Genomic DNA, 26,829 nt, shown 5'->3' on the forward strand with positions numbered 1-26,829 from the left:
TAATTTATTTAAAAGAATTTCATCTATTTAGGCTAATTATCGAGAACACCGTAGTTTTACCTTTTAAGGTGCTCATAATGGATGAATTAGAAACAAAATACTACCTTCAATACAAACAAAATTTTCCTCTGCTAGCGGAAGCTGTTGTTAAAAAAATGGCTATAGACAAAGCCATATGGGAGCGAGATACAGAAAGACTTGCCTCAGAAGATGTCCGTTCCTTAATTCAGAAATTATCACTACCTACTGTTATTTTAGATCTTTTTAATGAGACCGCAACTGCAGAAACCTCGGAATTAAATGATGATTTCAGGTGCCCTGAAGAGTTCTTTCTCATGACAAAAAAGGAACAAGACAACTACGAAGTTGATCAAATAAAGCCCCTCTTATCTGATCTAGACTTCTACACCATTTATGCCTATGACACTGCAAATCAATCTTATCTAATTTATGACATTGAAGAAAGCATACCCCAAGAAAGGTTAAAATGGGAAGGCCTTTTCATCTACTGCATATTAAAATGGGTAGACGATGAAGAAGATGAAATAACCATTATTAAACGCGCTAAATCACTTGGCATAACTAGTATTGAGAAGATTTTAGCACTAGTTAACTCAACGTTAAACACTCACCCTGAAATAGAACTCGGTGAACTAAAAGAAAAAATACTATCTGACCTTGACTTGAAAGTTCGCTTCTAAAAACTTCATCACTGTCTATAATTAAAATAGGCGTACACTGGGCTTACACCAAAAGTCATTTGAAAAAATAAAGCAGAGGCGCAAACCACCTCTGCTTCAACTGATTAATACCTGTTAATCTGAATACTTTCAATAGTTACTCCTGTGGTATTACCCCCAATCTTTTTAAAGATAAGGTGTGGTGTTTCTCCTGCTTTCATCAGCTCATCAGTAACGTCAAAAAGAAACTTACGGCTCATTTTCATGTCTTCTTTACCCATCATTTTATGCATTCCTCCATGGTGCGATGCTCCAAAGAATGTCATCATACCTATAAATTCACCTTCAGCATTAGCATCATCAGTATTGTTAATAAACACAGCAAACCCACCGGTTGGCTCTTTTTTAAACGATACGTCAATTTCAATAATAAAATCACCAGATTGGGAATTTTGCAACATGCCCTTGGTCGTTTCATCGGTAAAGGCAGACTTTAGCTTACCCGTTAGCGCCAATACAGAAGTTCCTTTCCCAATAAATTTCTTAGCCGCTAATTTTGCGACTTCACTACCTTCTGGCATAGTTAACTGGGCTCCTGTTGTTAATTTCTTATGCTTTTCGGTGTCCATTGCTATAAGCGGAGAAGCTGAAGCATAGCTATAATCCGGGTTAAAAGCCCTTTCGTATGCTTCGCTCATGGTATAAGTGGTGAAAGTACCATCAGGCTCAGGAAAAGTAAAAGACCATGGAAATTTCTTCATTTGCTCAAAACTAGGGCGTTCACCGTTTGGGCCATTTTCCCACTCATTCCACAAATAGTCAATATTGGCATGGTGCAGCCAAAATACAGGATCAAATCCAGCGCTTGGCACGTGCGACATCCAACCATACAGCGTGTCTGTTTTGGTGTAAGGGCCTGCCTGATAAATTTCATTAAACATAGGAGTTTGAGACCATGCACCTCCAATATAATCATGCATAGCCCCGTGTGGAGCTTTGTCTATAGAGCTATTAAAAACCATATATGTTTTAGCTTCATAAGCTTCCTCAGTAGCCGCAGTTAAACTATATTTTGCAAACTCATCGCTTATAGCATCACCTTTATTCAGGCTATCGAGCCTCCCTGATGTAAATAACGATGATTTTCCATTCCTCAACTCATCAGGCATTACCCTATATTTATCACTCACATATTTCCAATACGGCAGTGCAAAATCAGCTTTACCAGAAAGAGACCTTATAATTTTCTCAAAATGCCAAATGTATAATCTATGCCATATTAAAAACTGATAATCAGAATTGGCATCACCATTAACGTGCGTACAATTATCCCATGCTTTTAAAGTATCCATGCGCGATTGGTACATCGGACATAAAGGGTTCTTATTTTTTACTGTGTCAGGCACCCAGTGAATAGCCCCTTGGTAGTACCAACTTATTGGGTTTTCACATGGCAGGCTCTTCATCTTTTCTAAAGCAACAGCCATCGCTTTTAACTGCTCTGCGCCCTCTGCACTATGAGCTACAGGCCGCACAAAGGTCATTTGAGCACTGTCAGCCACTTTTTCAGTTGGGGTTGATGTAGCTTTTTTCTCCTTTTGAGAACAGCTCCATATAATCAGCAATAGTAAAAAAAGTAATAATCGGTAAGGTTGTAATGAGTAATTCATAATGATATTTAGGTAAATAGTTGTTAATGAAATGGTTTGAATAATATTCAAAAGAACCATCAAATACTATTATATAATTTACACGAAATACACCATTTGTACAATATCAAATCAGCTAATATGGGAATAACAAAAAACAAGGATTAAATTAATTCAACAACCGTTTACAATTTGATTAAAATTCGTTATTTTCTATAGTAATATTTATTGACTGATTAAAAAGTAAACATGTGCTATGACCACAGTTATTTAACGAAGAAAAACAAGCGCTACAAAGAGTATATGGGGCTTACTAAAAACGAAATGGAGCATATAAGACAGCACATTGCCCCTACCTACCACGTTAATGCTTACGCCCACCCCGATATACCTGCACTTACCTCTGCTGGATTAACAAGCTTATCATGGGGCTTAATCCCATTCTGGGTCAAGGATTCAAAAACGGCCGTTGGCATCTCAAAAAAAACGATCAATTGCCGCGGTGAAGAAATGTTTGACAAACCCGCATTTAGAGAGGCTGCAAAAAAAAGACGTTGCTTATTGTTGAGCGATGGTTTTTTCGAACATCATTGGTATAATGAAAAATCGTATCCGTTTTACATACAGCGAAAAGATGAAGCGCCCTTTTTTATTGCAGGCTTGCATGAAACCTGCAATTTCAATGGTATGCAGCGCCAGACAGTAAGTATGGTCACCTGTGCGGCCAACTCCTTAATGGCATACATACATAACAAACCCAGCGCCTCTGAAACACATAGAATGCCATTGATTATAGAATACGCGCTGAAAGATCGATGGCTACATACAGAAGTACATAGCAATGCTGACAAAAGTGAAATTTTAGAAATGATTAAACCCTATGACACCAGCCTACTCAAAGCCTATACTGTAAACAGGTTAAGAGGCAAAGAATATATGGGTAATAAGGCTAAGATTTTACTGCCAAAATTGTACATAAACCTCACCGATATGCCTTCAGATATATGACACCTTTTCAGACATTTTTTCGTGCGTGACAGCACAATATCATTGCGCCAATATGTTCGACATGTAAAAAAATTGAAAATTTCAATGTACACCGCTTTTTTAGGTGTATTTATGACATATTTACAAAATTGTGACTTAATGACACCTTTTATGTCATTTTTGACAAACGACAAATATTTTTTTTGATATTAGTCAAAATCACCCATTGGGGAGAGATAGCCCCGATGCAAGTCCCTTTTTCACTCCTCTAAAACCAATTAATTTTTCAATTTGCCCAGTAATGCACAATGGTTGCACTCTACACACTGATTTTATTAATGACAAAACATTAACATTAACAATTACAAAATGAAAGTATTAGTAATAGGAGCCGGCAACATGGGGTTGGCTTATGCAAAAGCTCTAGTAAAGTCAGAGCTTTTATCGAGTCACAACCTGATGATTTCGGATACCGATAAAGAGAAAACAGAACAACTTAAAACAGTAAGCAGATTTGATGTTTTCACTGATCTGGAAGAATGCCTGCCAATAGCTGATATTATATTTATTGCAGTAAAGCCTTTTCACTCAGAGCAATTATTTGAAGACATTAAAGCTAAAATGAGTGAAGACCAGTTGGTAATTTCATTAATGGCTGGTGTAACTATTCAAACTATACAAGAAGGTTTAGGCATATCTAAGGTGGTAAGAGCAATGCCCAACTTACCTGCACAGGTAGGTAAAGGTCTTACTTCATTTACAGCATCAGATTCGGTATCAAGACTTGAGTTATCTACAGTAGAAAACTTATTAAACACCACAGGTAAGTCGGTAAGATTAGATACAGAAAATGATATTGATGCCTCTACAGGTATTTCGGGCAGTGGGCCAGCATATGTATTTTACTTTATGCAGTCTATGATGGATGCAGCAAAGAAAATGGGCTTTTCTGACCATGACTCAAAAGTACTAGTGAGCCAAACCTTTGAAGGAGCAGTAGAATTATTTAACAAATCAGACCTTTCTCCGCAATCATGGATGAACCGTGTAGCATCTAAAGGAGGTACCACTCGCGCAGCATTAGATTCTATGGAAGATAATAATGTGAAGCAATTAATCGAAGAAGCAGCATATGCAGCATTTGATAGAGCGGTAGAATTAGGCAAATAATTTATATGGAGATTGATAAACAATATAAAAAACGAATTGTAATAAAAGTAGGGACCAATGTGATGACCAATAAGGATAATCGCATAGTAGTGCCCACCCTTAGAAAGTTAGTAGATCAAATAGCCCGACTCTATGAGGAAGATATCATATGCGTGCTGATTTCCTCAGGATCGGTAATTGCCGGAAAAGAAGTACTGGATGGCAATAGTATTGAAGACCCAACCACACGCAGGCAGGTTTATTCTGCAGTGGGTCAACCCCGAATGATGCGACATTACTATAGTCTGTTTCATCATTACGGAATGCGCTGCGCGCAAGTGCTTGCAACTAAGCGTGATTTCGCTCCGGGTAAATACCGTGACAATATGATTAATTGTTATGAAGGTTTGCTAAACCAGGGTATTGTACCCATTGCTAATGAAGATGATGCCGTTTCGTTATCTATGTCTATGTTCACTGATAACGATGAGTTGGCTAGTCTGGTCGCTGAGTTGATCAATGCCGATACGTTAATTCTTTTAACGGATACAGAGGGTGTATTTGACGGACACCCCGATGATGAAGATTCTAGTTTAATTAAGACTGTAACTACCGACCAAGAAGTAGAGCAGTTTATAAAATCATCTGGCAAAAAAGAAGGCGAAGGTCGTGGTGGAATGAAGTCGAAAATTAATGTAGCCAAAAAAGCTGCTGCCAAAGACATTCCTACTTATATAGCAAATGGTAAACGGGAAGATGTTATTGTTGACATCGCACACGGAAAAAATGTGGGCACCCGAATCTATCAAGAAGAAGATTAATTTTTCTTGTTACCAGTAATACTGGGCACTATAGAATTATTATAAATCAAAATTCAAGAAGACAATTTATGCTATTAATAAACACAGATAAAAAAAACGCAGTATTAAATTCTATGATCCAATACCTAGATAGTGATAGGGAAGCGATTATTACTGCAAACAAAAAAGACTTAGCTGCTTTTGACAAAGATGACCAGGCACTTTATGACAGGTTAGTGGTTAACGATGCCAAAGTAGATGATATGATTCGTGCCGTAAAGGAAGTATTGGCACAGGAGGATCCTGTAGGCCAAACTATCAGCAAAGGCACATTAGACAATGGATTGAGCATTACCAACAAAACAGCTCCATTCGGAACAATTATGATCATTTATGAATCACGTCCGGATGTTACCATAGAGGCTGCAGTGCTCGCCTTCAAAGCTAATAATAAAATATTGCTCAAAGGAGGTAAAGAAGCTCACAGCAGTAATGAAGCCTTAGTAGAATGCTGGCATAAGGCCTTAGTAGATAATGGTCTGGAAAAAGACTGGATCCAATATTTAAAAATGGACAGGGCCACCACTCAGGAATTTTTGAGAAACCCTGATCAACCATTAGATCTTATAGTGCCACGTGGTGGTGAAAGACTAATAGAATTTGTAAAACAACATGCAAAATGCGCTGTATTAGTAAGTGGCCGAGGCAATAATTTCGCCTATGTAGCCCCAGACGCTGATATGGAGAAAGTTATTCCGGTAATAGTAAATGCCAAAACCAATAAAATATCTGGCTGCAATGCGTTAGATAAAATTTTAGTAGATAAAAATCACCCCCAACTCAACGATGTACTGCTAAAAATAGAAGCTGCATTAACTGAAAAAGGCGTACATATAGTAGCTGGTGAAGAGGTGATCGATATACTTTCTGCTACAGATAAAATTACCAATGATGACATTTGGTATGAAGAGTTCTTAGCCATGAAAGCGGCAATTTCTACAATTGATGGACTAGACAGTACCATCGAATTCATTAATAAATATTCTGGAGGACATTCGAATGTAATACTTACGGAAAATGTTAGTGATGCCGAAAAATTTATGGAGAGAGTAGATAGTGCAGCAGTGTATCATAATGCTTCTACTCGCTTTACTGATGGAGGACAAATGGGCGTAGGTGCTGAATTAGCTATAAGCACTGACAAGCTACACCATAGAGGACCATTGGGCTTAAAACAATTAGTTACCAATAAGTATTATGTTTTTGGTAGCGGCCAAGTTAGGAATTAAGTAAATTGTATATAAAGTTAAAAGCCCCGTTGCTGCTCGTAACGGGGCTTTTTTTATGCCTACCTGAGCTCAACATTATTCCATATTACACAAAAAAGCTAATGTTTTAGATAAACTTCATTAACAAATCACAAAGAATAGTATTATTATTACAACCACCTTCTCCTTACCTAGCCATGAATAACTTAAACAACCAAATACACTTTATCGGTATCGGAGCCCAAAAGGCGGGCACCAGTTGGCTCTATGCCAACCTTTGTAAACTTCCCGAATACACTTTACCCCCTTTCAAGGAACTTCACTATTTCGACCGGGATTTAAAATACTCTTCACCAAACACCCTGTACCACTCCCACCCTTTATTAAGGTTTAAGGATGAAATTTGGCTGAAATTCACCTTTAAGGAAACTCTTAAAAACGCATACAGACTAAAATTCAATCCCTTATGGCTCTCCAACTGGGTGTTTTCAAAATATAATGACAACTGGTACTTATCACTATTTAAAAACCTAAAAGGCATAAAAGGAGAAATCACGCCTAGCTACTCTATTTTGGACAAAGAAGATATAGAGCGTATGTACAAGATAGCGCCAAATGCCAAAATAGTACTCATACTCCGCAACCCTATAGAAAGAGCCTGGTCACACTACAAATTTGCTAGCAAAAAAAGTGGGTTTGACTTTGCTCCGGCTTCATATGAAAATGTAGTGAAATTTGTGGAGTCAGAAGATCAACTCCGTAGATCTGATTACATCACTACTATAAAAAATTATAAAGCGGTATTTCCAAAAAACCAGATTTTGATTTGTTTTTATGACGCCATTATTGACTGTCCTGAACTGCTTCTGCATGAAATTACGAGCTTCATTAGCGGAAAAGTACAGTCACTACCGTCTGACCTCAGCTTGCGAAAAAAAGTACATGCCACCAAGCCTGACAGCTGCCCTAAAAAAGTGGTTGATTTTCTCAAAAGTAAATACCACGCGCAAATACAAACTTTAGCCGAAGAACATGGGAGTTACTTTCAACAATGGCTAGAGCAATATTATGAAAGTAAATTTCAACCAACGAGAGATTTAGCTCCGGTAATCCACCTTTAAGGCATCCTCTCACTACAGCTTTAGCTACTAAAGTGTCACTATCATGCCATCAGTCTGCCGCGCTACTCCCCTACTTCTCCATTCCTATACCAATTAGCAAACTCTATGCTGCGCATCAATAATTGTAATATTTACATCTATTAAATAAAAATATTACAAACTTTCACTAGCTAGCCCTCACAATCTGCCCCTCCTCATTAATCAATATGCCAACTAAATATTATAATATTTTACAGAAAAATGAATGTAAAATATACACAGAAAATACAAAAAAATCGGTTTAGTAAGTTTGATTAATTGTTCGATTAGAAATTAGTGAATATATTGTATTCGCATTTTTATGCATAAATAAACATTATAAACCAAAAATTATTATGAAAAAACCTATTTACGCGATTGTGCTGTGGATGGCTATGATTATTAGCTCATTCACAAACGTATCAGCACAGTGCACATTCGCACACCCACTGTCACCCGACAGTCACGCAGATCCATACGTGATATTTCACGAAGGATTTTATTATTACACGTTTACTACCGGATTGCATGTTGAAGTAAGGAAATCAGCAACCTTAGAAGGCATAGCAGCAGCGGAACCAGTAGGCGTATGGAGATCATGGGAAGAGCCAGCAGTTGATGGACCACCATGGGCTCCCGAGTTACACTACCTCAATGGCAAGTGGTATATCTATACTACAGGAAAAGTACCTGGCAGCGATGAAATGCGCGTAATTGTACTAGAAGGAGATAGTCCACAGAGCCAATTTAGGTATGTAGCCAACCTTGCAGGAGGTATTGACGCTACCATACTTAACCAAAATGGTAATTTGTACATGATCTGGATGCGTAATGATGGCGGTTCTTTAACCAACATCACCATCGCCCCTATGACTAGCCCCACTTCTTTAGGTCAAGGATGGACTCAAATTTCTGAGCCTAATATAAACCTATGGTACGACTGGGAAAAAAGTCACCAAAACTGTAATGAAGGGCCCCAACTCATTCACCGTAATGGTAGGTTCTTCCTTACTTATTCGGCTAATGCCAGCTGGACAGAGTTCTATTGCTTGGGTATGTTCACATGTGATGAAAATGCCAATGTAATGGATCGTAACAACTGGAGAAAGTCTCCCGTACCCATCTTCGAAAAATCTTATGAAAATGGAGTTGTAGGAGTTGGGCATGCATCTTTCACGACTTCTCCTGATGGAAAAGAAGATTGGATTCTATACCATGGTATGGATGACTCCAATGGAGATGGAATCATAGAGACAGGCTGGGAAAACCGTCATCCTTTTATCCAGCGTATCAGCTGGCATAATGATGGAACTCCTAATGTAGGTATTCCTGCGCCTAGAGGTATCCAAATGACTTGCGCTGGTGGCCCTGGAGAATTTGTAAAACTACAGTCTATCAACTTCCCTGATAGGTATATTCGTCACGCAGAATCTAGAGGTAGAATAGATGGAGGTGTTAATCCTCTGGGAGATTGCCAATTTAAAATGGTTCCTGGTTTAGCCGATCCTAATGCTGTGTCTTTAGAGTCCGTTAACTTCCCTGGCTATTTTTTACGCCATAGAAACGGTGAAATTTGGTTAGACCCTAATTTCGGTGATGGTTTATACAAAGCTGATGCTACTTGGTGGGCAAGACCAGGTCTGTCTGATGCTTCAGGCATTTCTTTTGAATCTTTCAACTTCCCTGGCAACTTCATTCGCCATAAACAATCTCAGTTATTCAGTGAAAACCCTGGTGATATGAGAGCGGATGCTACTTTCAAGAAAATAGCTACTTCTGTTAATGGCGGTTCTGTTATAGGTGACTCTAGGTTAATAGAAGCTGAAAGTTTCAGCTCTATGTCTGGTGTACAAGTAGAAGACTGCTCAGAAGGAGGACGTAACGTTGGCTACATCGAATCTGGTGACTGGATGGCTTACACCAACGTAAACTTCCCTAAAACCGGAGCTTACAACATCGAATACAGAGTAGCTAGCCCTAATAGCAGTGGTGTACTTTCTACCGATCTTAACGCAGGATCTACTGTATTAGGATCAATAAATATACCCTCTACCGGTGGATGGCAAAACTGGGCCACTGTCTCACAAACTGTACAGGTTAATGCAGGAACTTACGCTCTAGGCATATTTGCCTCTACAGGAGGATTTAACATCAATTGGATTAAAATTTCTCCTGCAGCTCAAGGGGCAGTTGTAGCTAAAAAGGCTATTGAAACTGAAGTAAGCATTGATGACGAAATAGCGTTATACCCTAACCCGGGACAAAATACGATTTTCGTAAACGCTAAAGAAGCTGCAACTGTATCTATTAAAGACATGCAAGGTAAAACTGTAGTACAACCTGCAGTATACAATGCTAATGGCTTAGATTTATCTCACTTAGCTAATGGTTTATATGTAGTAACTGTGAAAACAGCAACCACCACTACAGCTAAAAAGTTGGTTATTAAAAAATAACCAGTTTATAAATCAATAATATTAAAAACCCCAGCAGAGCTGAGCTCTGCCGGGGTTTTTAATTACATATTGTGTCCAAATATGCTCTTTATTGGGCTGTCATTCATAACTTTACATGACTTACCATCTATTATGCCTCTAAAATCTAACACTATACCAGTAATCCCCCTTTCTGAAGACGATCATGACATTGTTATTGCTAAATCTAATGAAATGGATTACGACATAGAGGAAATTGAAAAAGGAGAACTAGCTCACCGCCATAACCTTTATATTTTTGGACTTCAGGTATCTGGCACTGCTACATTTGAATTAGATTTTCAACAACACTCTTTCACGGGTAAGGCTGTCATGTTTGTGCATCCCAACCAGATTCACAGGCTGGTTGATTATGGCAAAAACACTTTTTACATGATAGCTATAGGCCCAGAAAACATTTATCACGATAACCTAAAGCTCTTAGAAGAACTCCACCCTGTCAGTCCTATTCCTATAAATGAAGAGGAGTTTAAGGTTATTTACGATATATCTGAACTGGCTTTAAAAATATCTGAACGTAAGAATGGCCCGAATCATAAAGTATTGGTCAAAAATATTGCGAATACTTTTATTTCAGAAATAATAGCTCTGTACGCAGGCAAATGTAAAATGATTAGTAAGCCTAGCAGGTTTGACATTACTACCAGACTGTTTAACAAAGTGCTAGAGCTACATTATAAAGACACCAAAAGGCCTGCAGCCTACGCTAAGTTATTGAATATATCACCTGCATACCTCAATGAGTGCGTAAGAAAAAGCACTGGCTCGCCTGTTTCGTTTCATATTCAGCAACGTATCATTTTGGAAGCTAAAAGGCTCCTTTACCACTCCAACATCAGTGTAAAAGAAATAGCCACAGAACTAGGGTATGATGATTACGCCTATTTTTCTAAGCTTTTCACTAAGGTTGCAGGCATATCTGCCATCAACTTTAGAAAACAAACCAAATAACAAATAGAAAATAATTTACGCCTGAGCATTTAATTCCCACTTTTCTACAAAATCGACAAATACTTTGTATCTAAAATTTAAGATTATGAAGTATTATTTTTTCACCTTATTGAGTATATTTTTTTATAGCTCTACCAGTGCTCAGGCTCCATTTAAACATCCTCGTACTGTTTTAAATGACAGCATCTATAACATTAAACCGCCTTTAACGACTCAACTGACAATACCGTTAATATTTATCAGTGCGGGAGTGCTTTCCATGCACAGTCATAGTATTATCAGCAGCGCTGAAATTGCCGAAGAGCGCAATGAGAACATACCTAATTTTCGGGTACATGTAGATGATTACTTACAATATGCTCCTATTTTGGCTGCATATGGATTTGACCTGATCAGCCATCAGGGCAAAAATGATCTATTAAATAAATCTCTTATTCTTTTAAAATCAGAACTTATGGTGGCAGCCATAGTACTACCTTCTAAAAACATTACGCACCGACTCAGACCCGATGGCAGTAGCTATAATTCGTTCCCCTCCGGGCACACTGCACAGGCTTTTGCTGCCGCTACTTTTCTACATAAAGAATTAGGACATAAAAGTATATGGTATAGCATTGGTGGCTACGCAGCAGCCTCCTCTGTAGGTGCCTTAAGAATACTCAACAACAGGCATTATTTATCTGATGTTTTAGCAGGTGCAGGGGTAGGTATATTAGCCACTAACTTGGCATACTACACCCACAGCTATAGGTGGGGCCACAAAAGAATGAACAATACAAAAAAGCCTCTTACTATTGCCCCAACATATCAAAACAATACTCTTGGCATTTATTTACAGTTGAAATTATAACAGAAAGCTGCCACTTGGTTACATCCAACCTTGGCCAATTGCATGCTCAATAGCTTCTGAAGAATCGTTCATCAATAGAAAAGGTATGTCTAAAACTTCTACTGCCTTTTCTATTTCTTGTTTCCTCATATCAGAATGTACGTGCCTAATATAAATAGCCATGACCCGACCAGGATACCTCTGATGAATATCTAGGTATATTTCAGGATCTTTCTCTCCACTATCACCTATAAATATAAAGTTGAGATGAGGGAAGACAGTCAATATCAACTCAATACTCTCCTTTTTATATTCAAGAGAATTTTGCTTGAGCCATTGTGTAGGTCCAAAGCCCAAATCTCGCATAATGAATGGCGCTTTAGGCACATTATGATGCTCACAAAAATCTGTAAGCATATCAAATAAATTATAAGAACTGCCAGTAACAAAGAGTAAAGGATTTTTGAAATTTTTAGATAGCCCTGCATATAATTCTTGCACTCCCTCAAACGGAACTCTATCTTTTGCATCTTTAAACAAAACATTAGATACCATTTTTAATGGTTTCAAAACATCACTTTGAATTATGGTATCGTCAATATCTGATATGATGCCGAAACTAGTATTTTGAGTTGATATCAATACCTCCCCTACAGCACTCTTCTCATACTCTATATCAAATGGCATATTTAAAATTTCAAGCGCCACTTGATGCCACTCATCAACGAGTAACGATGAGTCTATATTTTCAAATTTCAAGGTAAAATACCCTTCATCATCACTCTCAGCTTCAACCACAACATTATGAAGAGTGCCCCTTACTACAACTCCGGGTACCTCATCACTTTCATACCTTTTCCATACTTTTTTAAGGTTAGTCCACGTAGAATCTGGCAAGTGATCACTGGGGGCATGAATTATGTCTTCTTTCTCAAGTATTCTACCATGCAAATGCACCCATTTAGGAGTTCCAAATCCACGATATGGATATATAAATACAGGACTATTTAAATTGAGCTTATGCTTAATTTTAAACTTCAATATATCTAAACCTTCCTCTGTTTTGATGAAGATTTTCTTGAGATGATTCACTTTAAAACTTTTTAGTTAACCACTCAAATAAAAAGATTTATCCTTAAGTTGTACAACTTAATTGCACAAAAAGATAACACATCAACCAAAAGCCTAGTACAAAACCGGATCATAAACATGAAAAACATTTATTTAATAGCCTTTTTAATGATGCTAGTGACATGTAAAACCAAGCATAAACCTGAAGAAAAACCCTCTAAAGAAATCACTACCATAGAGAAAAGTAAAAAAATGGAAGTAGAAAATCATGTTGTAAGCAGTGAGAATCAACCGATAGAAAAAACTATAAGAGAAGAAACTCCTGAAAGCACTCCCATCATCGAAGAATCGAAAAAGTATATCGTTAATACTCCTACAGATACTTCCATGATCTTTTTTAACGACACTATTCAGGCTGTATTCATCATGCCCGACTCTACTGAAATAGCTGCTCTTTTAGAAAAGTACGATGAAGAAAGCTTCATAACCGTAGCTGACGATGAAAGTTACTATACTTATGAAGCTCGCGAATTTCTACGCGAAAAAAATATAAAAACGACTAACACCTTTAAAAGATATGTTCAGTTTGTGAGTACCAATGGCGACACTTTATATGTAGATACAAACAAATATGACACAGTGTGGGCATTAGTAGTATTTGATGGCACCAATGTAATGCTGACCGCCCCCATCGACATCGCAGTGCAATGGCATGAACTCGATTTTTGAATAATTTTTAATTTTAATAAGGAATCACATCTGCTCCGAGTTCATTATCATCACTATAACATCGGCACGAAGGTCCATTTCAGCAGCACAACATCTTGTACCACTCACGCAGCAGCATCAGAAATAGTACCTACCCACTGTGATTGTTAAAATCAGTAGCCGTGCAACATCAATAGCTTTATAAAAATTAGTTCTAACTCCTTTCCAATACCCGTACTGGTAGTGTGCATAGCATTTTGAGTCATTCCCCATGATATGCTGGCATTATTGATTAATAACGCCCTGCGCACCTATCTTTTTAGCTAAAATCTTATAAAAACAAAATATTGACTACCAGATACTTAATTTAAACATTGAATATAAATACTATTTTTTAACGCAATAATTATTTAATAACAATATATTAGCATCCTTTTTAAATTTTAAAAACAAAAAACACACATTACATCATCATCTGAATTATGAAATTAAAATTTACTCCTATTTTATTAGCTATTGCTTTTTTACTTACTACAAGCTGCGCTAGTATAGTCAGTAAAGCTCACTATCCTTTAATGATAAACAGCACACCTTCAACAGCTCAAATTTCTGTAGTTAATAAAAAAGGAAAAGAAGTTTATCGAGGGCATACTCCTGCAACCGTAGACCTCCCGGCAGGAAACGGTTTCTTTTCTAAAGCTCAATATACAGTAGAGTTCACTAAAGATGGGTACTCGCCTAAAATGGTTCCTGTATATTTTAAAGTTGACGGCTGGTATTTCGGAAACATAGTCTTGGGAGGCCTTATCGGAATGCTCATAGTTGATCCTGCCACAGGAGCCATGTATAAATTAAAAACAGAATTCTTACACGAACATTTGACGCACTTAAGGGCAGACGCAAGTAATAATCAACTTAATATTTATTCAATAAATGAAATCCCTAATGAATGGAAAGACCATTTATTGGTAATAGAATAATCTTAATTATGTGCAGGCCTAATTTGCCTGCACATTTATTCCAAAATTATTTCATCCCCCCTGACACACTGCTGTCACCCTCGCTTTTCATATTTGAGTTATTAAAAGCAATAACATTTAAATATGAATTTAGTATCGATTAGAGTGATTACAAAAAACGTAGACATTATGGTAAAATTCTACGAGCAATTAACTCAAACTAACGCCATTAGATATACTGAGGATTTCGCAGAAGTAAAATTCGCAAGCACCACTCTTGCTATTGGCAGTGTAAAAACACTAGCATTTTTTGGTGGAGATTCTGTAGCGGAAGCACAAAGTAATAAATCAGTAATTATAGAGTTTATAGTACCTGACTTAGAAGCAGAATTTGAAAGATTAAATCAATCATTAGAGTTAAACGTGGTGCAAAAGCCAACATTAATGCCTTGGGGCAATAAATCTCTCTTGCTTAGAGACCCTGATGGTAACTTAGTGAACCTTTTCACTCCTTCTTCAGCTGAAGCATTAGACCGATTCTCTAAAGACTAATTTACTAGGTGCCTTTTTACTAAGGCACTTAACCTTTTGTTTTTCAAGCACCCGACAGTTGGGTATATTTACCGCCAAGACCAATTATATAGATTGTTTGTGCAACATTATTACACATAAACGTATATCTATGTATATTTTAGACTGTAAAAATTCATGTCCCAACATATTCTTGACAACCCAATTTGGAATGCTCTAACCTCCGGAAATAAAAACTTGGCAAAAGGTAATGAAGAGGTTAAACACTATGACCATGAAGTAGCCATTTTTGCGGCCATACCTGCTATGGAAAATAAATACTTCATAAAGCTAAGCGAAGTGTATGAATCTGACCAAGGGCCTATATTATTCTCCACTGAAGATTTACCTGACATTACCCCTTGGAAACTTTCAAAACACACGCCTGGGCACCAAATGGTATACAAAGGAGACACTTTACCTAAAAAACCGGAGTCTACTATAGTACCCCTTGATAAACAGCACGTGCCTCAAATGCTAGCTTTAACAGAAAAAACAGCACCCGGTCCTTTTTTCAAAAACACCATAGCATTCGGTAATTATATAGGAATATTTGACAAAGAACAGCTGGTAGCCATGGCAGGCTTTCGTTTTCATACCGGAGATTATATTGAAATCAGTGCAGTTTGTACTGACCCTGACTACAGAGGAAAAGGATACGGAGCTCAGCTGATGAACCAATTGATAATAGACATCAAAGCCATGCAAAAAACACCTTACTTACATGTAGTAGACACTAATATAAATGCCATTGAACTTTATAAAAAGTTAGGTTTTTATATTAGGTCTCACATGAATTTTTACTCCATCAACCAATAATCATTTAAGCTTGGCATGTAACCGAATAGTATTAGCAAATCATTTCGATGAAGCCTAAAGGCAACGGTACATCACACACACCCCTAATGTAAATGTAGTGTATAAGGAAGTGGAATAACCTCAAATAATTACAGGCTCAAGCAGCACCACTGAGAAGTGAATATTATACACATAATATCCGTATAATATACCGCTAAATTAAATCACTCATTTAGAGCAAAATATGGTTTAATCAATTTAAAGTTGATTACTCTGCGTTATAAAATAATATTTTTACTTAACTTAATTTTATTATAGATGTATAAGGGACATAAATGTTCCCTTACACGCATGTTGTATGCCATTAAAAAACTAATATTTAGAATAAAATCTTGAAAAAAACAAATAAAATAAAATACAGGAAAAATCTAATTGATAAAATTGAAGGAATAGTCGAACAAAAAGAAATAACTATAGAATCCATTAAAACTGCTTATTTATCAGCAGGAAACGGTTATCCTGTAATTTTTCTTCACGGAGCCGGAGCCGGAGCGGTCACTTGGTATCCATCAATTGGTATTGTATCTAAAAAATTTCAAGTAATTGCACCAGATATTATTGGATATGGAGAATCTGACAAACCCAATGCTCATTATGACCGCCCATATTTTTCAAAGTGGTTAAAAAGTTTCTTGAAAGAATTGAAAATATCAAAAGCTCATATAGTTGGATTATCTCAAGGGGGAGCTATTGCTTTACAATTTACTATAGATAATCCAGAGATGGTAGAGAAGCTTATTTTAGTTGACTCCGCTGGCTTGGGAGCAAAGGTTTCTTTTTGGGCTTTAATAAGTACAATATGGATGAATAATTTTCCTTCATTACAAGCAAATCGTTTCAATTCTCCATTTATACTGCATAAACCTATAAAAAGAGACCCAAACCACAGTCTTTATTCTGTTGCTGTACTTAAAGGAAAAGGAGGCAAAAACGCCTTCAGACAAGGTAGAGGTTCTGCTGTATCTAAAATACCAACAGAATTATTAGAACAAGTAAAAAATGAAACGCTTATTATTTGGGGTAAAAATGATAAATTGTTTCCTGTTGAATATGGTGAAATGGCAAATAAAATTATTCCTAATTCAAAATTTCTTCCCATTCTAAATGCAGGACATTTACCTCTTATGGACCAACCTGAAATTTTTAATGAAGTTTTGATGGAATTTTTGAAAAATGATTAAAAAAAACGGCATACAATCGTGTAGACGGCCGTGAGCTTTAAGCCCACGGTGCGCCTCACACACCACGTAGCCTCAGTATCCAGTTCCTGTTCGTTGGAACCGGGATTTGCAGTCTCGCTTCCTTCAGTGCATACCTCTCGACAAACCACCTTGCGACTTGCTAATGCTTCGGAACAAGACTCCCGCGCATAAGGGACTTTCACCCTCTGGAATAATTTGGTATCTTAGATACCATATGCCCATGCTGGGCACACACAACACCTATACGCAACGCCCTGCGGGACACTGCGCATAGCCAGAGCGTTGGCGGTAATTTATAAAATGATAAGACTTCGGATATTTATATTGTTACTTGGTTTGACAGGTTGTGGACATAATAATCAGGCGTCCAACATTCCAGATGAAACCAATAATTCAGAGGTTCTTGAAAAGCGAATCCAAGATTCAACTTTGTGCACTAGAACAAAAGTTCTTTCTGAGAAAATTGACTTCAATAAAGTAAAGAATGTGAAGTTATCGAATATAAATGGACCTCATTATTTAGCAAATGAAAACTGGGAGAAACTAAAACCTAGACTTGAAAATGCAGAATGCGTAAATGGACTGATTTGTAAACCAAAATCTTTATCAATTATGTTTGAATTAGAGAACGGGAAAATAATTGATGGATACTTCTGTGGTCGCTTTTTGAACTTTGACAGAAAGGACATCACAGGGTCATTTGAGATCAAGGAAAAGATAAACCTGAACAATTATTAATAAAAAACTACCGCCAACAAAACCTAAGCTTCAGGCGGGTTGACTTGCAAACCGTTGCTTCCTTAGCCTTAGTTTGCTGGAGTGTCTACCTTAGATGGTACTAAAAAAGAGAGTTCGTAAATGATTATAAAAATGAATTCTCGAATGGTTATTGGAATAGGAATTATAATAGCAATATTCGCTTTGATATATTTCACAAAGTCGAATACAAAAACTGAACATTCGGAATTGACAAAAAAGGAATACAGAGCAACAGGAACAATATTTTATCACGAAGACGATTTCTGTCAAATAGAGATTGTACCAAAAGAAAATTTATCTGACTTGCTAAAACAAGCGGATAATATAGCTGACTTTTCTGCCGAAAACGGATATTCGGACATATATGTTAGGGAAGAAAATAAAGTCAGTTTAAAAAGTCGAGAAATAGATAAAACCGAATTGGAAAAACTATTGACTGAACTTGGAACAGAAAAACACACAGAAGTAATAACTGGATACGGAAGTGAATATCGAGTGAAAAGTGAAAATACTATTGGATTTGGAAAAGAATATTCAGCAGTTTATTTTGATTTTGAGAATGATAAAGTCAAGAATATTTGGATTACGAATCTATTCGGCCTGAATCACGAAAAAGTAGTTGAAGTGCTTTCCAAAATTGGAGAAAAATGGAATTTAGTTTTGATGGACTGGAATAGTTCGGAACTGATAGACTTGTCGAATAAAGAGATGATTAATAAGTATTTAAAATAACTGGCTGCAAACGTGTAGACAGCCGTGAGCTGTAAGCCCACGGTGCGCCTCACACACCACGTAGCGTACGGGTCTCGTACTACGCGGTTCATTGAATCTCAGGTTGGTTTTCCTTCCGTCTGCATAAGAAAAGGCTATAAAGGCTCAAAGAGCTGTATTCCTCATCGAATTACGACACAATTCAATGTTCAGTCCTTCATTATTTAGTGAGGCCTCCTTGTTTTTCAAGGCTCGTCACCAATAACTACTATGACCTCGGCAGATGTGCTACCTCATCCGACCTCATAGCCTCTGTATGCAATTCTTGTTCATCAGTACAGACACCGCAGTCTGGCTTACTTCAGCGCATGGGTCACCCCAAGCCACCTTGCCACTTGCTTGGCTTCCGGGCACGACCCCGGTGCTTACGGGACTTTCACCCTCTGGAATAATTTGGTATCTTAGATACCATATGCCCATGCTGGGCTCACACATCAGCTATGCGTCATAGTTAGGCAAGCGGACGGACAAGTCTGTCCTTTTTACTACATTTGCTCACGGACGTTCAGGTCTGCCCTTCGGTCGACCACCAAGTCCGCATAGCAAGAGCGTTAGAGCACATTGGGCGAATCGCATAAATACATGAACATACAGAAGCTCGTCTTAACTAACTTTCTACTTAGCCTTGCATTACTTGCAACTGCTCAAGAACCCATCTCAGTTTTTGACCTACGAACCAACTATCCATTCAAGGATTCCTTATCAACAATTGAACTAACTACCGATCAAATTTCAAAATTCAACACACTGGCGGAAGTTTACATTAAGCAGTTCAACAATCAACAAACTATAAGCTTCGGGTCAATAACTTCCCAAAAAGACGAAATGACTTTGAACGGACTCTTAATAAAACCGCTGAACGAATATCACCTTCAATATCTACCAAGGTTGAACCAAACTGTACAACTCGAAATTGAACTCCATTTTATACACAAATCGATTTCCGCAGATCCTCCAAATCGTGTAGTTGTAATTGCGGACGGACTGAGTTTCCAATACTTCAGGTTTACAGTAATTCCCAACGAACTATTAACGGATAATTAACTTGCTCTAATCGTGTAGACGGCCGTGAGCTTTAAGCCCACGGTGCGCCTCACGCACCACGTAGCGTACGGGTCTCGTACTACGCGGTTCATTGAATCTCGGGTTGAAGTTTGAGGTAATAATCCAGCATGCTTTTATAACCTTTCTTTCTTAGTCGTGATACGGTAATGGTAGTTCTAAGAATAGGACTTTGGGCTACTTGCCAAGTTTTTTGAAATAAGATACTTTCTCGATATTTACATATCTCCAGCCTACGGATTTTAGGTTTTCAAATTATATTTCTGACTTACTGGATATTTAGAGCATTCAAAAGACCTAAAACCGGAAAACATGTATCACTATTCCTGACTTTGGCTTTCTATATTGTTATTTATGTAACCATGGATTAGTGATTGAACTTTTAGCAAAAATGACGCTAGAACTTTATTATCAGAACATAATATCGTACTCCAAGACGACTTTAAGATATTGAAAAACGAAAGTGGTGGTTTTATGGACTACGCACATACTCTAAAAATTAAAATTTCGAATTCGGATAGAGTAAGGATTGTAAAGGAAATTAGGGGATAAAAAGGATTTTTGGAGTTTAAAGATTACCAAAAAGATTTGCAATCAGCGCACTATGAGACTTTAGAAAAATTGAAGCCACCAGTATAAATCACTGGTGCCCCCTGTGCTTTTAATGTGTAGTTGCCAATACTGCCAACCTTTCTTTAAGCGCATTACGCACATTTTCACTAGCCACTCTACCAATTGCTAACCTCAACGGAGGAGCATCACTATAAGCCGCTTCTATAATGGCATTAGCTACATCTGCAACATCATCAAGCTCACCAAAACCATCACTAATATATTTCCTCACATCATTTACAGGTGATTGCGCATATACTTCCAAAGCATCAGCCATTACTAAGCTGGCTGCAAAGTTAGTTCCTGTAGGTCCGGGCTGAGCTATTGTAAATTTAATATTAAAGTCAGCCAGGTCTTTCGCCATACTTTCTATAAAACCCTCTACGCCCCATTTTGAGGCATGATATAATCCAAAGCCCGGATAAGTATTCTGCCCTCCCTCTGATGATACCTGAATAATATGCCCGCTTTGCTGTTTTCTTAAGTAAGGCACCACAGCTTTCACTAGTCTTATGGAACCCAATAAATTCACATCTAGCTGCCGGGTTATTTCATTGTCAGACAACTCCTCCACAGCTCCAAAAACACCATAACCAGCATTGCTGACCACTACATCAACGCCCCCAAAATGACCGAATGCCTTTGCTATTACCTCTATAATTTCATCATTATCAGTAAGCTCTAGATGCGATATGGTCAATTGTTCAGGATATTGATCTTTTAACCTCTGAAGCGCATCCAACTTTCTCAACGTTGCAAAAACATGGTCACCTTTAGCCAATATGGATTGAACCATTTCGAGTCCTATGCCGCTTGAAGCACCAGTAATTAACCAATTCTTATTCATAATATTCGCCTTTAGTTATACTCGCAAAGTACCCTAAGAAATAGCGAGGCATTATGACTAAATTCAAACTAGAATAGGCAAAATTCAAACCTTTACGAATAATTACTGACTACGGTAGGCTGTAGGTGTTACCCCTTCCCTCTTTTTAAAAAAATTAGAAAAGTGAGTTACTTCTTTAAAATTTAATAGATAAGCTATTTCTGATATGCTTAAGGTAGAATGATGAAGCATTATTTTGGCCTCTCGCAATAATCGCTCTTGAATGATTTTTGAAGTTGAACTGCCTAGCGTTTGCTTCAACACTCTATTCAAATAGTTGACATGCAGTGATAACTCATCGGCATAATCAGCGGGTGAGGTCAACTTAATTTGCTCATCAGTATGCTCCATCTGAAACTGTTTTTCTAACAGTTCCATAAAATCATCTACAACCCTCTTAGCTGATGATTTATGCCATTTTATATCTGTAATTTCTGGAGTTACCCTTGTTCCAAAATGTACTAATTCAAAAACGATATTCCTTAAAAGATCGGACTTATGCTGATAGTTAGACTTCGACTCGTCCAGCATTCTATCAAACAGCATTTGCACTTCGGCACATTGTTCTTCATTAAGTTCAAAAACATGTGTTCCTTCTGGCTGAAAAACAGAATAGCTGTTGATATTTCCAAACTTATGAAAGAATTCAGGCGTAAAAATGCAATATACTCCACTATGCTCAGCTCCTGAAGGCAACCAGCTATAGGGTATTGAAGGGTTTGCAAACAATAAACCTTGCTTCTTAATGGAATAAGTCTTATCTGCATAATGCACCTTAAACTCGCCTCTAAGCAAATTTATCTTGTAAAATTTCCTTCTAATGTAAGGTATCGGCCTCAGTTTGGTAGACTTAAGATTCGTTATTGGAACTACATTAAAGTCTCCAATATCTTTTATCCACCCTATTTCACAACTCTGATTTTGCAAATTATCTGTTTCCATATTGCTTATCAGTTTAAACTGATTTGAAGCTTAAAGGTTAAGACGATTATTTACGAAGCATAATACTATAAGGTGCACCCGTAATAGGCTCATCATATGTAGCGATGGTTTCGTACCCTAGGCGCTCATAAAATTTCATATTTCTAGGAGTATAAGTTTCTAGGTAAGTTGGTATGGATAACTTATCGGTTTGCTCTAAAACAGGTAAAATCAAACTACCTCCAAGCCCTTTGCCCTGAAATGCAGGCTTTACCGCCACTATTGATAAATACCAAGCTTCAGCACTAATCAATTGCTCGGCCTTTTTATTCATAAAATCAGTGATAGATAAGTAAATATTAAGAGAATCCTCCCCTAGTTGATCTAATAAAAACTGTTTTTTGGCCTTTTTCTTTTCAATTGCTAACCGACTCTCAACAGGCTTAGTCCATATAGAAATACCATAACCGTCCGATTCTGGCATGTAGATTTCACCATACCTATGCTCCTCCACCATAGAATAATCAAAATACTTCATCATAGCCAATTTTTTCATAGCTTCATCACCATGAACACCATTCTTTAACGCTACATAAAATGGGTCAGGGACAAATGCCTCGTATAGGGTTTCGGCCAATTCAGGATATTGAAAGTGATAATCTTGCATGAAATAATATTTGTATCGCTAAATATCAAATCTAACAATTATCAATGCACTTAAACCATTACATTGAAACTTTTCGAGGTGCAAATGGCAACGACAAAAGTCTATAAATATCTAACTTTAAACTTTAGAAATTAGTGCATTGAAATGGCAACAACACCTACTAAAGAAATATACCCTAACCTATCATTTACTGAGCAAGAAGCCAGTCTAATAGATAATACTTTTGAGTTTTTAAATATAAAAAAAGGACAAACCGTATTAAGAAATGGAACTACTGTAAATGATCAATATTTCATTTATAAAGGGTGCTTACGGGCATATTTCATTGATAACTCAGGAAAAGAACACACACTACAATTTGCCATTAAAGACTGGTGGATCAGCGACTACACGGCCTATTTCAGTCATTCGAAAGCGCTAATGAATATTGAGTGCGTGCAAGAAGCTGAAGTTTTTAAAATATCGAGAGAAAATATGGAAATGCTTTTTAAATCGATACCTGCACTTGAAACCTTTTCTAGAAAAAAGATGGAAGGAGCATTCGCCAGTTTTCAAAAAAGAATATTGGGTAATTTATCTCAATCTGCCACCGAACGTTATACCGCTTTTTTACAGACCTACCCTGAAATAGAACAAAGTGTAAAAAACTATCACATAGCTTCATTTTTAGGCATTACCACCGAAAGCCTCAGCCGAATAAGAAAAGAAATGCTCAGCCATTAGTTTATTATCATAGATCAATTTTTAGGCAAATGGCAGCTCCTAGCTTTGAGGTATCAAACAATAAAACATGAAAATATTAATCATGCTAAGCCTTTGCTTAGCCATTGTACAACCTCAAAAAAAGGAGAAAAAAATGAAAATACTATTTGTACTTACCAGCCATGATGAACTAGGAAACACCGGTAAAAAAACAGGATTCTGGATAGAAGAATTCGCAGCACCTTACTACTACCTTACTGATAAAGGAGTAGAAGTAACTATTGCTTCACCTCAAGGTGGTCAGCCACCAATAGACCCTAAAAGTGCGCTTCCTGATTTCGAAACACCCGCAACAGTGCGTTTTAACGAAGATGAAGCCACACAGCAATTACTTGCTAAAACAATAAAACTCGCTGATGTAGACGAAAGCGATTATGATGCTGTATTTTACCCAGGCGGGCACGGTCCTTTGTGGGATTTGGCCGAAGACAAAAACTCTATACAACTGATAGAGGACTTTTATAATAACGGCAAACCAGTAGCAGTGGTATGTCATGCTCCTGGTGTATTAAAACATGTGCAAACTAAAGATGGCCAGCCATTAGTAAAAGGCAAAAAAGTAACTGGTTTTGCTAACACTGAAGAAGAGGCCGTAGAACTAACAAAAGTGGTTCCTTTTCTAGTAGAAGATATGCTGAAGGAAAAAGGAGGCATTTATTCTAAATCTGACGATTGGGCTCCATATGCACAGGTTGATGGGCTTTTAATTACGGGACAAAACCCTGCATCTTCCGAAACAGTAGCAGAATTGCTTTATGAAAAACTAAATTAATAATTAGTGAATGGCTTTAACATAAAAGGCAGAGTATTAAGCACTCTGCCTTTTATAGTTTATAAATACAAACAACTTACAAGCAAATCATTACCCCATTAAAACAGCCCCAAACCATCACTAATTCGGTGAAATAATCTGTTATAGTTAAAAGCATCAAATAAAGACCACGCCATTAGTTTAAAGTGGCTAGAAAACACATCTATTAGTCCTAATTCATGCTTCTCGGAAATTTATTGAAAATGTAGATTAGTATTTCAGCCCAAGATAAAAGTTTATAAAACTACCATTTGGATAAACCAAAGTGTATTTAGGCTAAAGCCCCCGAAAGTACATTACTGAACTTTGCTTCATAAATATTAAAATTATGAAAGCAATAAGAATAACTGAATTTGGTGGCCCTGAAGTTCTGAAGGTAGTAGAAACTGAAAAGCCAACTCCTAATGCCGATGAAATATTAATTAAGGTCTATGCCAGTGGAGTCAACCCCGCTGATTGGGCAATACGCGAAGGCGGAAATGAAATATTGAAGCCGCTATTGAACTTACCCTTAACCTTGGGTTGGGATGCAGCAGGCAAAGTGGTAGCAGTAGGCGATGAAGTTACAGATTTCAAAATTGGTGATGAAGTATACGGAGTACCCAACTTCCCTGGCGATGGCAGCTATGCGGAATACTGCGCAGCAAAGGCATCACAATTTGCGGCAAAGCCTAAAACACTATCTTTTAATGAAGCTTCGGGAGTACCTTTAACTGCGCTCACTGCCTGGACAGGCATATTTGAAAATGGAAACATAAAAGCAGGACAACGGCTACTTATCCATGGTGCTGCCGGAGCAGTGGGTAGCTTTGCCCTTCAATTTGCCAAATGGAAAGGAGCTTATGTAATAGCTACTGCATCGGCCAAAAATCTTGACTATTTAAAATCCATAGGAGCTGATGAAGTAATAGATTATAACGCTGAAGATTTCTCAAAAGTGGCTAGCAACGTAGATATCATTTTTGATGCTTCTCCACTTCGAGACAACCAACACAGATTAAAATCTGTTAATATATTAAACGAAGGAGGCACTTTTGTAAGTGTAAACGCAGATTTTCCTTTTAGCGATGAGATTAACGAGGCTCTCATTAACAAAAAAGCTGAAGGAAAAATAGTTTTTGCTCAATCTCGTAAAGAGTGGTTGGAAGAAACTGCTAGTCTCATAGATGCAGGCAAGGTGAAGCTACGTATACAAAAGATATATCCTTTGAGCCAAGCTGCTGCCGCACACGAAGCAAGCCAAACTTGGCATGCCGCAGGCAAACTTATACTTGAAATAGTAAAAGAAGAAATAAGGTAATGAAACACTTTAAAACCATTGGAGAATTTCATCAATTCAGAGGTATTGCTCAGCCCTTGCATCCTCTGTTTAGCGTGATAGATGTGAGCCAAACTATGCATCTGCACCCCGATGAACCAATGAATCTATCTTTTAACTTTTATAGTATAGCCATCAAAAGGGTAAATAACCTAAAGGCAAAATATGGTCAATTACCATTCGACCATAACAATGGCTTAATGTCCTTTATGGCTCCCAACCAAGTCATTAGCATTTCTAGGCAGCATGAAGGTGATATCGTTCTATCAGGCTGGGTGATTTACATCCACCCTGATTTTTTATGGAATACTGCCCTAGGCAGCCATATCCAGCAATACGATTTTTGGGACTATTCATTTAATGAAGCATTGTTTCTTTCAGAAAAAGAAGAAGAGATTATCAATAACATGATATCAAACATCTTACTCGAATATGAAAACAACATTGACAAATTCAGTAAGAAAATTATTTTATCACATATCGAAAGTTTGCTTAATTATTCTGAAAGATATTACAACAGACAGTTTATCACCCGTGAAAAGAACAACCATCAGGTATTGCAACGGCTAGAAGCTTTATTACAAAACTACTTTGATAGCGATGACTTGGTTACAAGAGGGCTGCCAACAGTAAAATATATTTCAGACAGGCTTAACCTCTCTCCCAAATACTTAAGTAGCCTTTTGAAAGTCCTCACGGGCTTAAATACGCAACAGCATATTCATGAAAAACTTATAGCCAAGGCAAAAGAAAAGCTTTCCACCACTAACCTTACTATCAGCGAAATTGCCTATGACTTAGGCTTTGAACATCTTCAATCTTTCAGCAAGTTATTTAAAACCAAAACTGATATGACGCCTTCAGATTTTAGACAGTTATTTAATTAGATTAAACATGAACAAAACATACCTTTCATTAAATCAGGTTATGTTTGTATAGCAAATT

25 protein-coding genes are annotated in these 26,829 nt (G+C 37.3%); 20 read left to right on the top strand and 5 right to left on the bottom strand.

Annotated elements, in window-relative coordinates:
• Positions 1–77 precede the first annotated feature (77 nt).
• Positions 78–701: a hypothetical protein gene (locus ACXACQ_RS21835; RefSeq protein ID WP_474978129.1), complete on the top strand. Its 624-nt coding sequence runs from the start codon at positions 78–80 to the stop codon at positions 699–701.
• A 104-nt stretch (positions 702–805) separates the two neighbouring features.
• Here ACXACQ_RS21835 and ACXACQ_RS21840 read toward each other — a convergent pair whose 3' ends face one another.
• Positions 806–2,350, bottom strand: a complete 1,545-nt coding sequence (locus ACXACQ_RS21840; protein ID WP_474978130.1) for a tyrosinase family protein — start codon at positions 2,348–2,350, stop codon at positions 806–808.
• A gap of 228 nt (positions 2,351–2,578) precedes the next feature.
• Between ACXACQ_RS21840 and ACXACQ_RS21845 the strand changes: the two genes are divergently transcribed.
• The 8 genes from ACXACQ_RS21845 to ACXACQ_RS21880 all read left to right on the top strand — a co-directional run bounded on the left by ACXACQ_RS21845 (position 2,579) and on the right by ACXACQ_RS21880 (position 11,968).
• A complete protein-coding gene (locus tag ACXACQ_RS21845; protein WP_474978131.1) occupies positions 2,579–3,337 on the top strand; it encodes an SOS response-associated peptidase in 759 nt (252 codons plus the stop codon).
• 348 nt (positions 3,338–3,685) lie between these two features.
• Positions 3,686–4,486 (top strand): pyrroline-5-carboxylate reductase, encoded by an 801-nt coding sequence (proC, locus tag ACXACQ_RS21850; RefSeq protein WP_474978132.1) that lies wholly within the window; start codon positions 3,686–3,688, stop codon positions 4,484–4,486.
• A gap of 5 nt (positions 4,487–4,491) precedes the next feature.
• A complete protein-coding gene (gene proB, locus ACXACQ_RS21855; protein ID WP_474978133.1) occupies positions 4,492–5,286 on the top strand; it encodes a glutamate 5-kinase in 795 nt (264 codons plus the stop codon).
• 113 nt (positions 5,287–5,399) lie between these two features.
• Positions 5,400–6,554 (top strand): glutamate-5-semialdehyde dehydrogenase, encoded by a 1,155-nt coding sequence (locus ACXACQ_RS21860; RefSeq protein WP_474978134.1) that lies wholly within the window; start codon positions 5,400–5,402, stop codon positions 6,552–6,554.
• Between the two features lie 176 nt (positions 6,555–6,730).
• Complete coding sequence (locus ACXACQ_RS21865; protein WP_474978135.1) at positions 6,731–7,654, top strand: sulfotransferase domain-containing protein; 924 nt, start codon at positions 6,731–6,733, stop codon at positions 7,652–7,654.
• A 374-nt stretch (positions 7,655–8,028) separates the two neighbouring features.
• Positions 8,029–10,128 (top strand): family 43 glycosylhydrolase, encoded by a 2,100-nt coding sequence (locus ACXACQ_RS21870; RefSeq protein ID WP_474978136.1) that lies wholly within the window; start codon positions 8,029–8,031, stop codon positions 10,126–10,128.
• A 132-nt stretch (positions 10,129–10,260) separates the two neighbouring features.
• A complete protein-coding gene (locus tag ACXACQ_RS21875) occupies positions 10,261–11,118 on the top strand; it encodes an AraC family transcriptional regulator (RefSeq protein WP_474978137.1) in 858 nt (285 codons plus the stop codon).
• 85 nt (positions 11,119–11,203) lie between these two features.
• Positions 11,204–11,968 (top strand): phosphatase PAP2 family protein, encoded by a 765-nt coding sequence (locus ACXACQ_RS21880; protein WP_474978138.1) that lies wholly within the window; start codon positions 11,204–11,206, stop codon positions 11,966–11,968.
• Positions 11,969–11,986: 18 nt separating this feature from the next.
• On the opposite strand, the gene ACXACQ_RS21885 is transcribed toward ACXACQ_RS21880, so the two are convergent.
• Positions 11,987–13,039, bottom strand: coding sequence for a phosphatase domain-containing protein (locus tag ACXACQ_RS21885; RefSeq protein WP_474978139.1), 1,053 nt, complete (start codon positions 13,037–13,039; stop codon positions 11,987–11,989).
• 117 nt (positions 13,040–13,156) lie between these two features.
• On the opposite strand from ACXACQ_RS21885, the gene ACXACQ_RS21890 reads away from it, so the two are divergent.
• The 7 genes from ACXACQ_RS21890 (at position 13,157) to ACXACQ_RS21920 (ending at position 18,806) form a co-directional block, all read left to right on the top strand.
• Positions 13,157–13,747, top strand: coding sequence for a hypothetical protein (locus tag ACXACQ_RS21890; RefSeq protein ID WP_474978140.1), 591 nt, complete (start codon positions 13,157–13,159; stop codon positions 13,745–13,747).
• 461 nt (positions 13,748–14,208) lie between these two features.
• The gene (locus ACXACQ_RS21895) at positions 14,209–14,706 is read left to right on the top strand and encodes a hypothetical protein (RefSeq protein ID WP_474978141.1); all 498 of its coding nucleotides are present in this window, start codon (positions 14,209–14,211) and stop codon (positions 14,704–14,706) included.
• A gap of 123 nt (positions 14,707–14,829) precedes the next feature.
• On the top strand, positions 14,830–15,237 hold the full coding sequence (locus ACXACQ_RS21900; protein WP_474978142.1) for a VOC family protein: 408 nt from the start codon (positions 14,830–14,832) through the stop codon (positions 15,235–15,237).
• A 156-nt stretch (positions 15,238–15,393) separates the two neighbouring features.
• Entirely contained in the window at positions 15,394–16,074 is a 681-nt protein-coding gene (locus ACXACQ_RS21905; RefSeq protein ID WP_474978143.1) for a GNAT family N-acetyltransferase, read from the top strand.
• A gap of 371 nt (positions 16,075–16,445) precedes the next feature.
• On the top strand, positions 16,446–17,294 hold the full coding sequence (locus ACXACQ_RS21910; RefSeq protein WP_474978144.1) for an alpha/beta fold hydrolase: 849 nt from the start codon (positions 16,446–16,448) through the stop codon (positions 17,292–17,294).
• A 303-nt stretch (positions 17,295–17,597) separates the two neighbouring features.
• Complete coding sequence (locus tag ACXACQ_RS21915; protein WP_474978145.1) at positions 17,598–18,053, top strand: hypothetical protein; 456 nt, start codon at positions 17,598–17,600, stop codon at positions 18,051–18,053.
• Positions 18,054–18,197: 144 nt separating this feature from the next.
• Entirely contained in the window at positions 18,198–18,806 is a 609-nt protein-coding gene (locus tag ACXACQ_RS21920) for a hypothetical protein (protein ID WP_474978146.1), read from the top strand.
• Between the two features lie 1,762 nt (positions 18,807–20,568).
• Here the strand turns inward: ACXACQ_RS21920 and ACXACQ_RS21925 are convergent.
• The 3 genes from ACXACQ_RS21925 to ACXACQ_RS21935 all read right to left on the bottom strand — a co-directional run bounded on the left by ACXACQ_RS21925 (position 20,569) and on the right by ACXACQ_RS21935 (position 22,993).
• Positions 20,569–21,366, bottom strand: coding sequence for an SDR family oxidoreductase (locus tag ACXACQ_RS21925; protein WP_474978147.1), 798 nt, complete (start codon positions 21,364–21,366; stop codon positions 20,569–20,571).
• A 102-nt stretch (positions 21,367–21,468) separates the two neighbouring features.
• Entirely contained in the window at positions 21,469–22,347 is an 879-nt protein-coding gene (locus ACXACQ_RS21930) for a helix-turn-helix domain-containing protein (RefSeq protein ID WP_474978148.1), read from the bottom strand.
• Between the two features lie 46 nt (positions 22,348–22,393).
• Positions 22,394–22,993 carry a GNAT family N-acetyltransferase gene (locus ACXACQ_RS21935; protein ID WP_474978149.1) on the bottom strand — a complete coding sequence of 200 codons (600 nt, stop codon included), beginning with the start codon at positions 22,991–22,993 and terminating at the stop codon, positions 22,394–22,396.
• A gap of 144 nt (positions 22,994–23,137) precedes the next feature.
• Between ACXACQ_RS21935 and ACXACQ_RS21940 the strand changes: the two genes are divergently transcribed.
• The 4 genes from ACXACQ_RS21940 to ACXACQ_RS21955 all read left to right on the top strand — a co-directional run bounded on the left by ACXACQ_RS21940 (position 23,138) and on the right by ACXACQ_RS21955 (position 26,771).
• Positions 23,138–23,716: a Crp/Fnr family transcriptional regulator gene (locus ACXACQ_RS21940; RefSeq protein WP_474978150.1), complete on the top strand. Its 579-nt coding sequence runs from the start codon at positions 23,138–23,140 to the stop codon at positions 23,714–23,716.
• Positions 23,717–23,783: 67 nt separating this feature from the next.
• Positions 23,784–24,527: a type 1 glutamine amidotransferase domain-containing protein gene (locus tag ACXACQ_RS21945; protein WP_474978151.1), complete on the top strand. Its 744-nt coding sequence runs from the start codon at positions 23,784–23,786 to the stop codon at positions 24,525–24,527.
• A gap of 367 nt (positions 24,528–24,894) precedes the next feature.
• The gene (locus ACXACQ_RS21950; RefSeq protein WP_474978152.1) at positions 24,895–25,866 is read left to right on the top strand and encodes an NADP-dependent oxidoreductase; all 972 of its coding nucleotides are present in this window, start codon (positions 24,895–24,897) and stop codon (positions 25,864–25,866) included.
• On the top strand, positions 25,866–26,771 hold the full coding sequence (locus ACXACQ_RS21955; protein WP_474978153.1) for a helix-turn-helix domain-containing protein: 906 nt from the start codon (positions 25,866–25,868) through the stop codon (positions 26,769–26,771). The genes ACXACQ_RS21950 and ACXACQ_RS21955 overlap by 1 nt, the downstream gene beginning before the upstream one ends.
• The last annotated feature ends 58 nt before the right edge of the window (positions 26,772–26,829 follow it).

The organism is Fulvivirga sp. AWR4_260, from assembly GCF_056158185.1.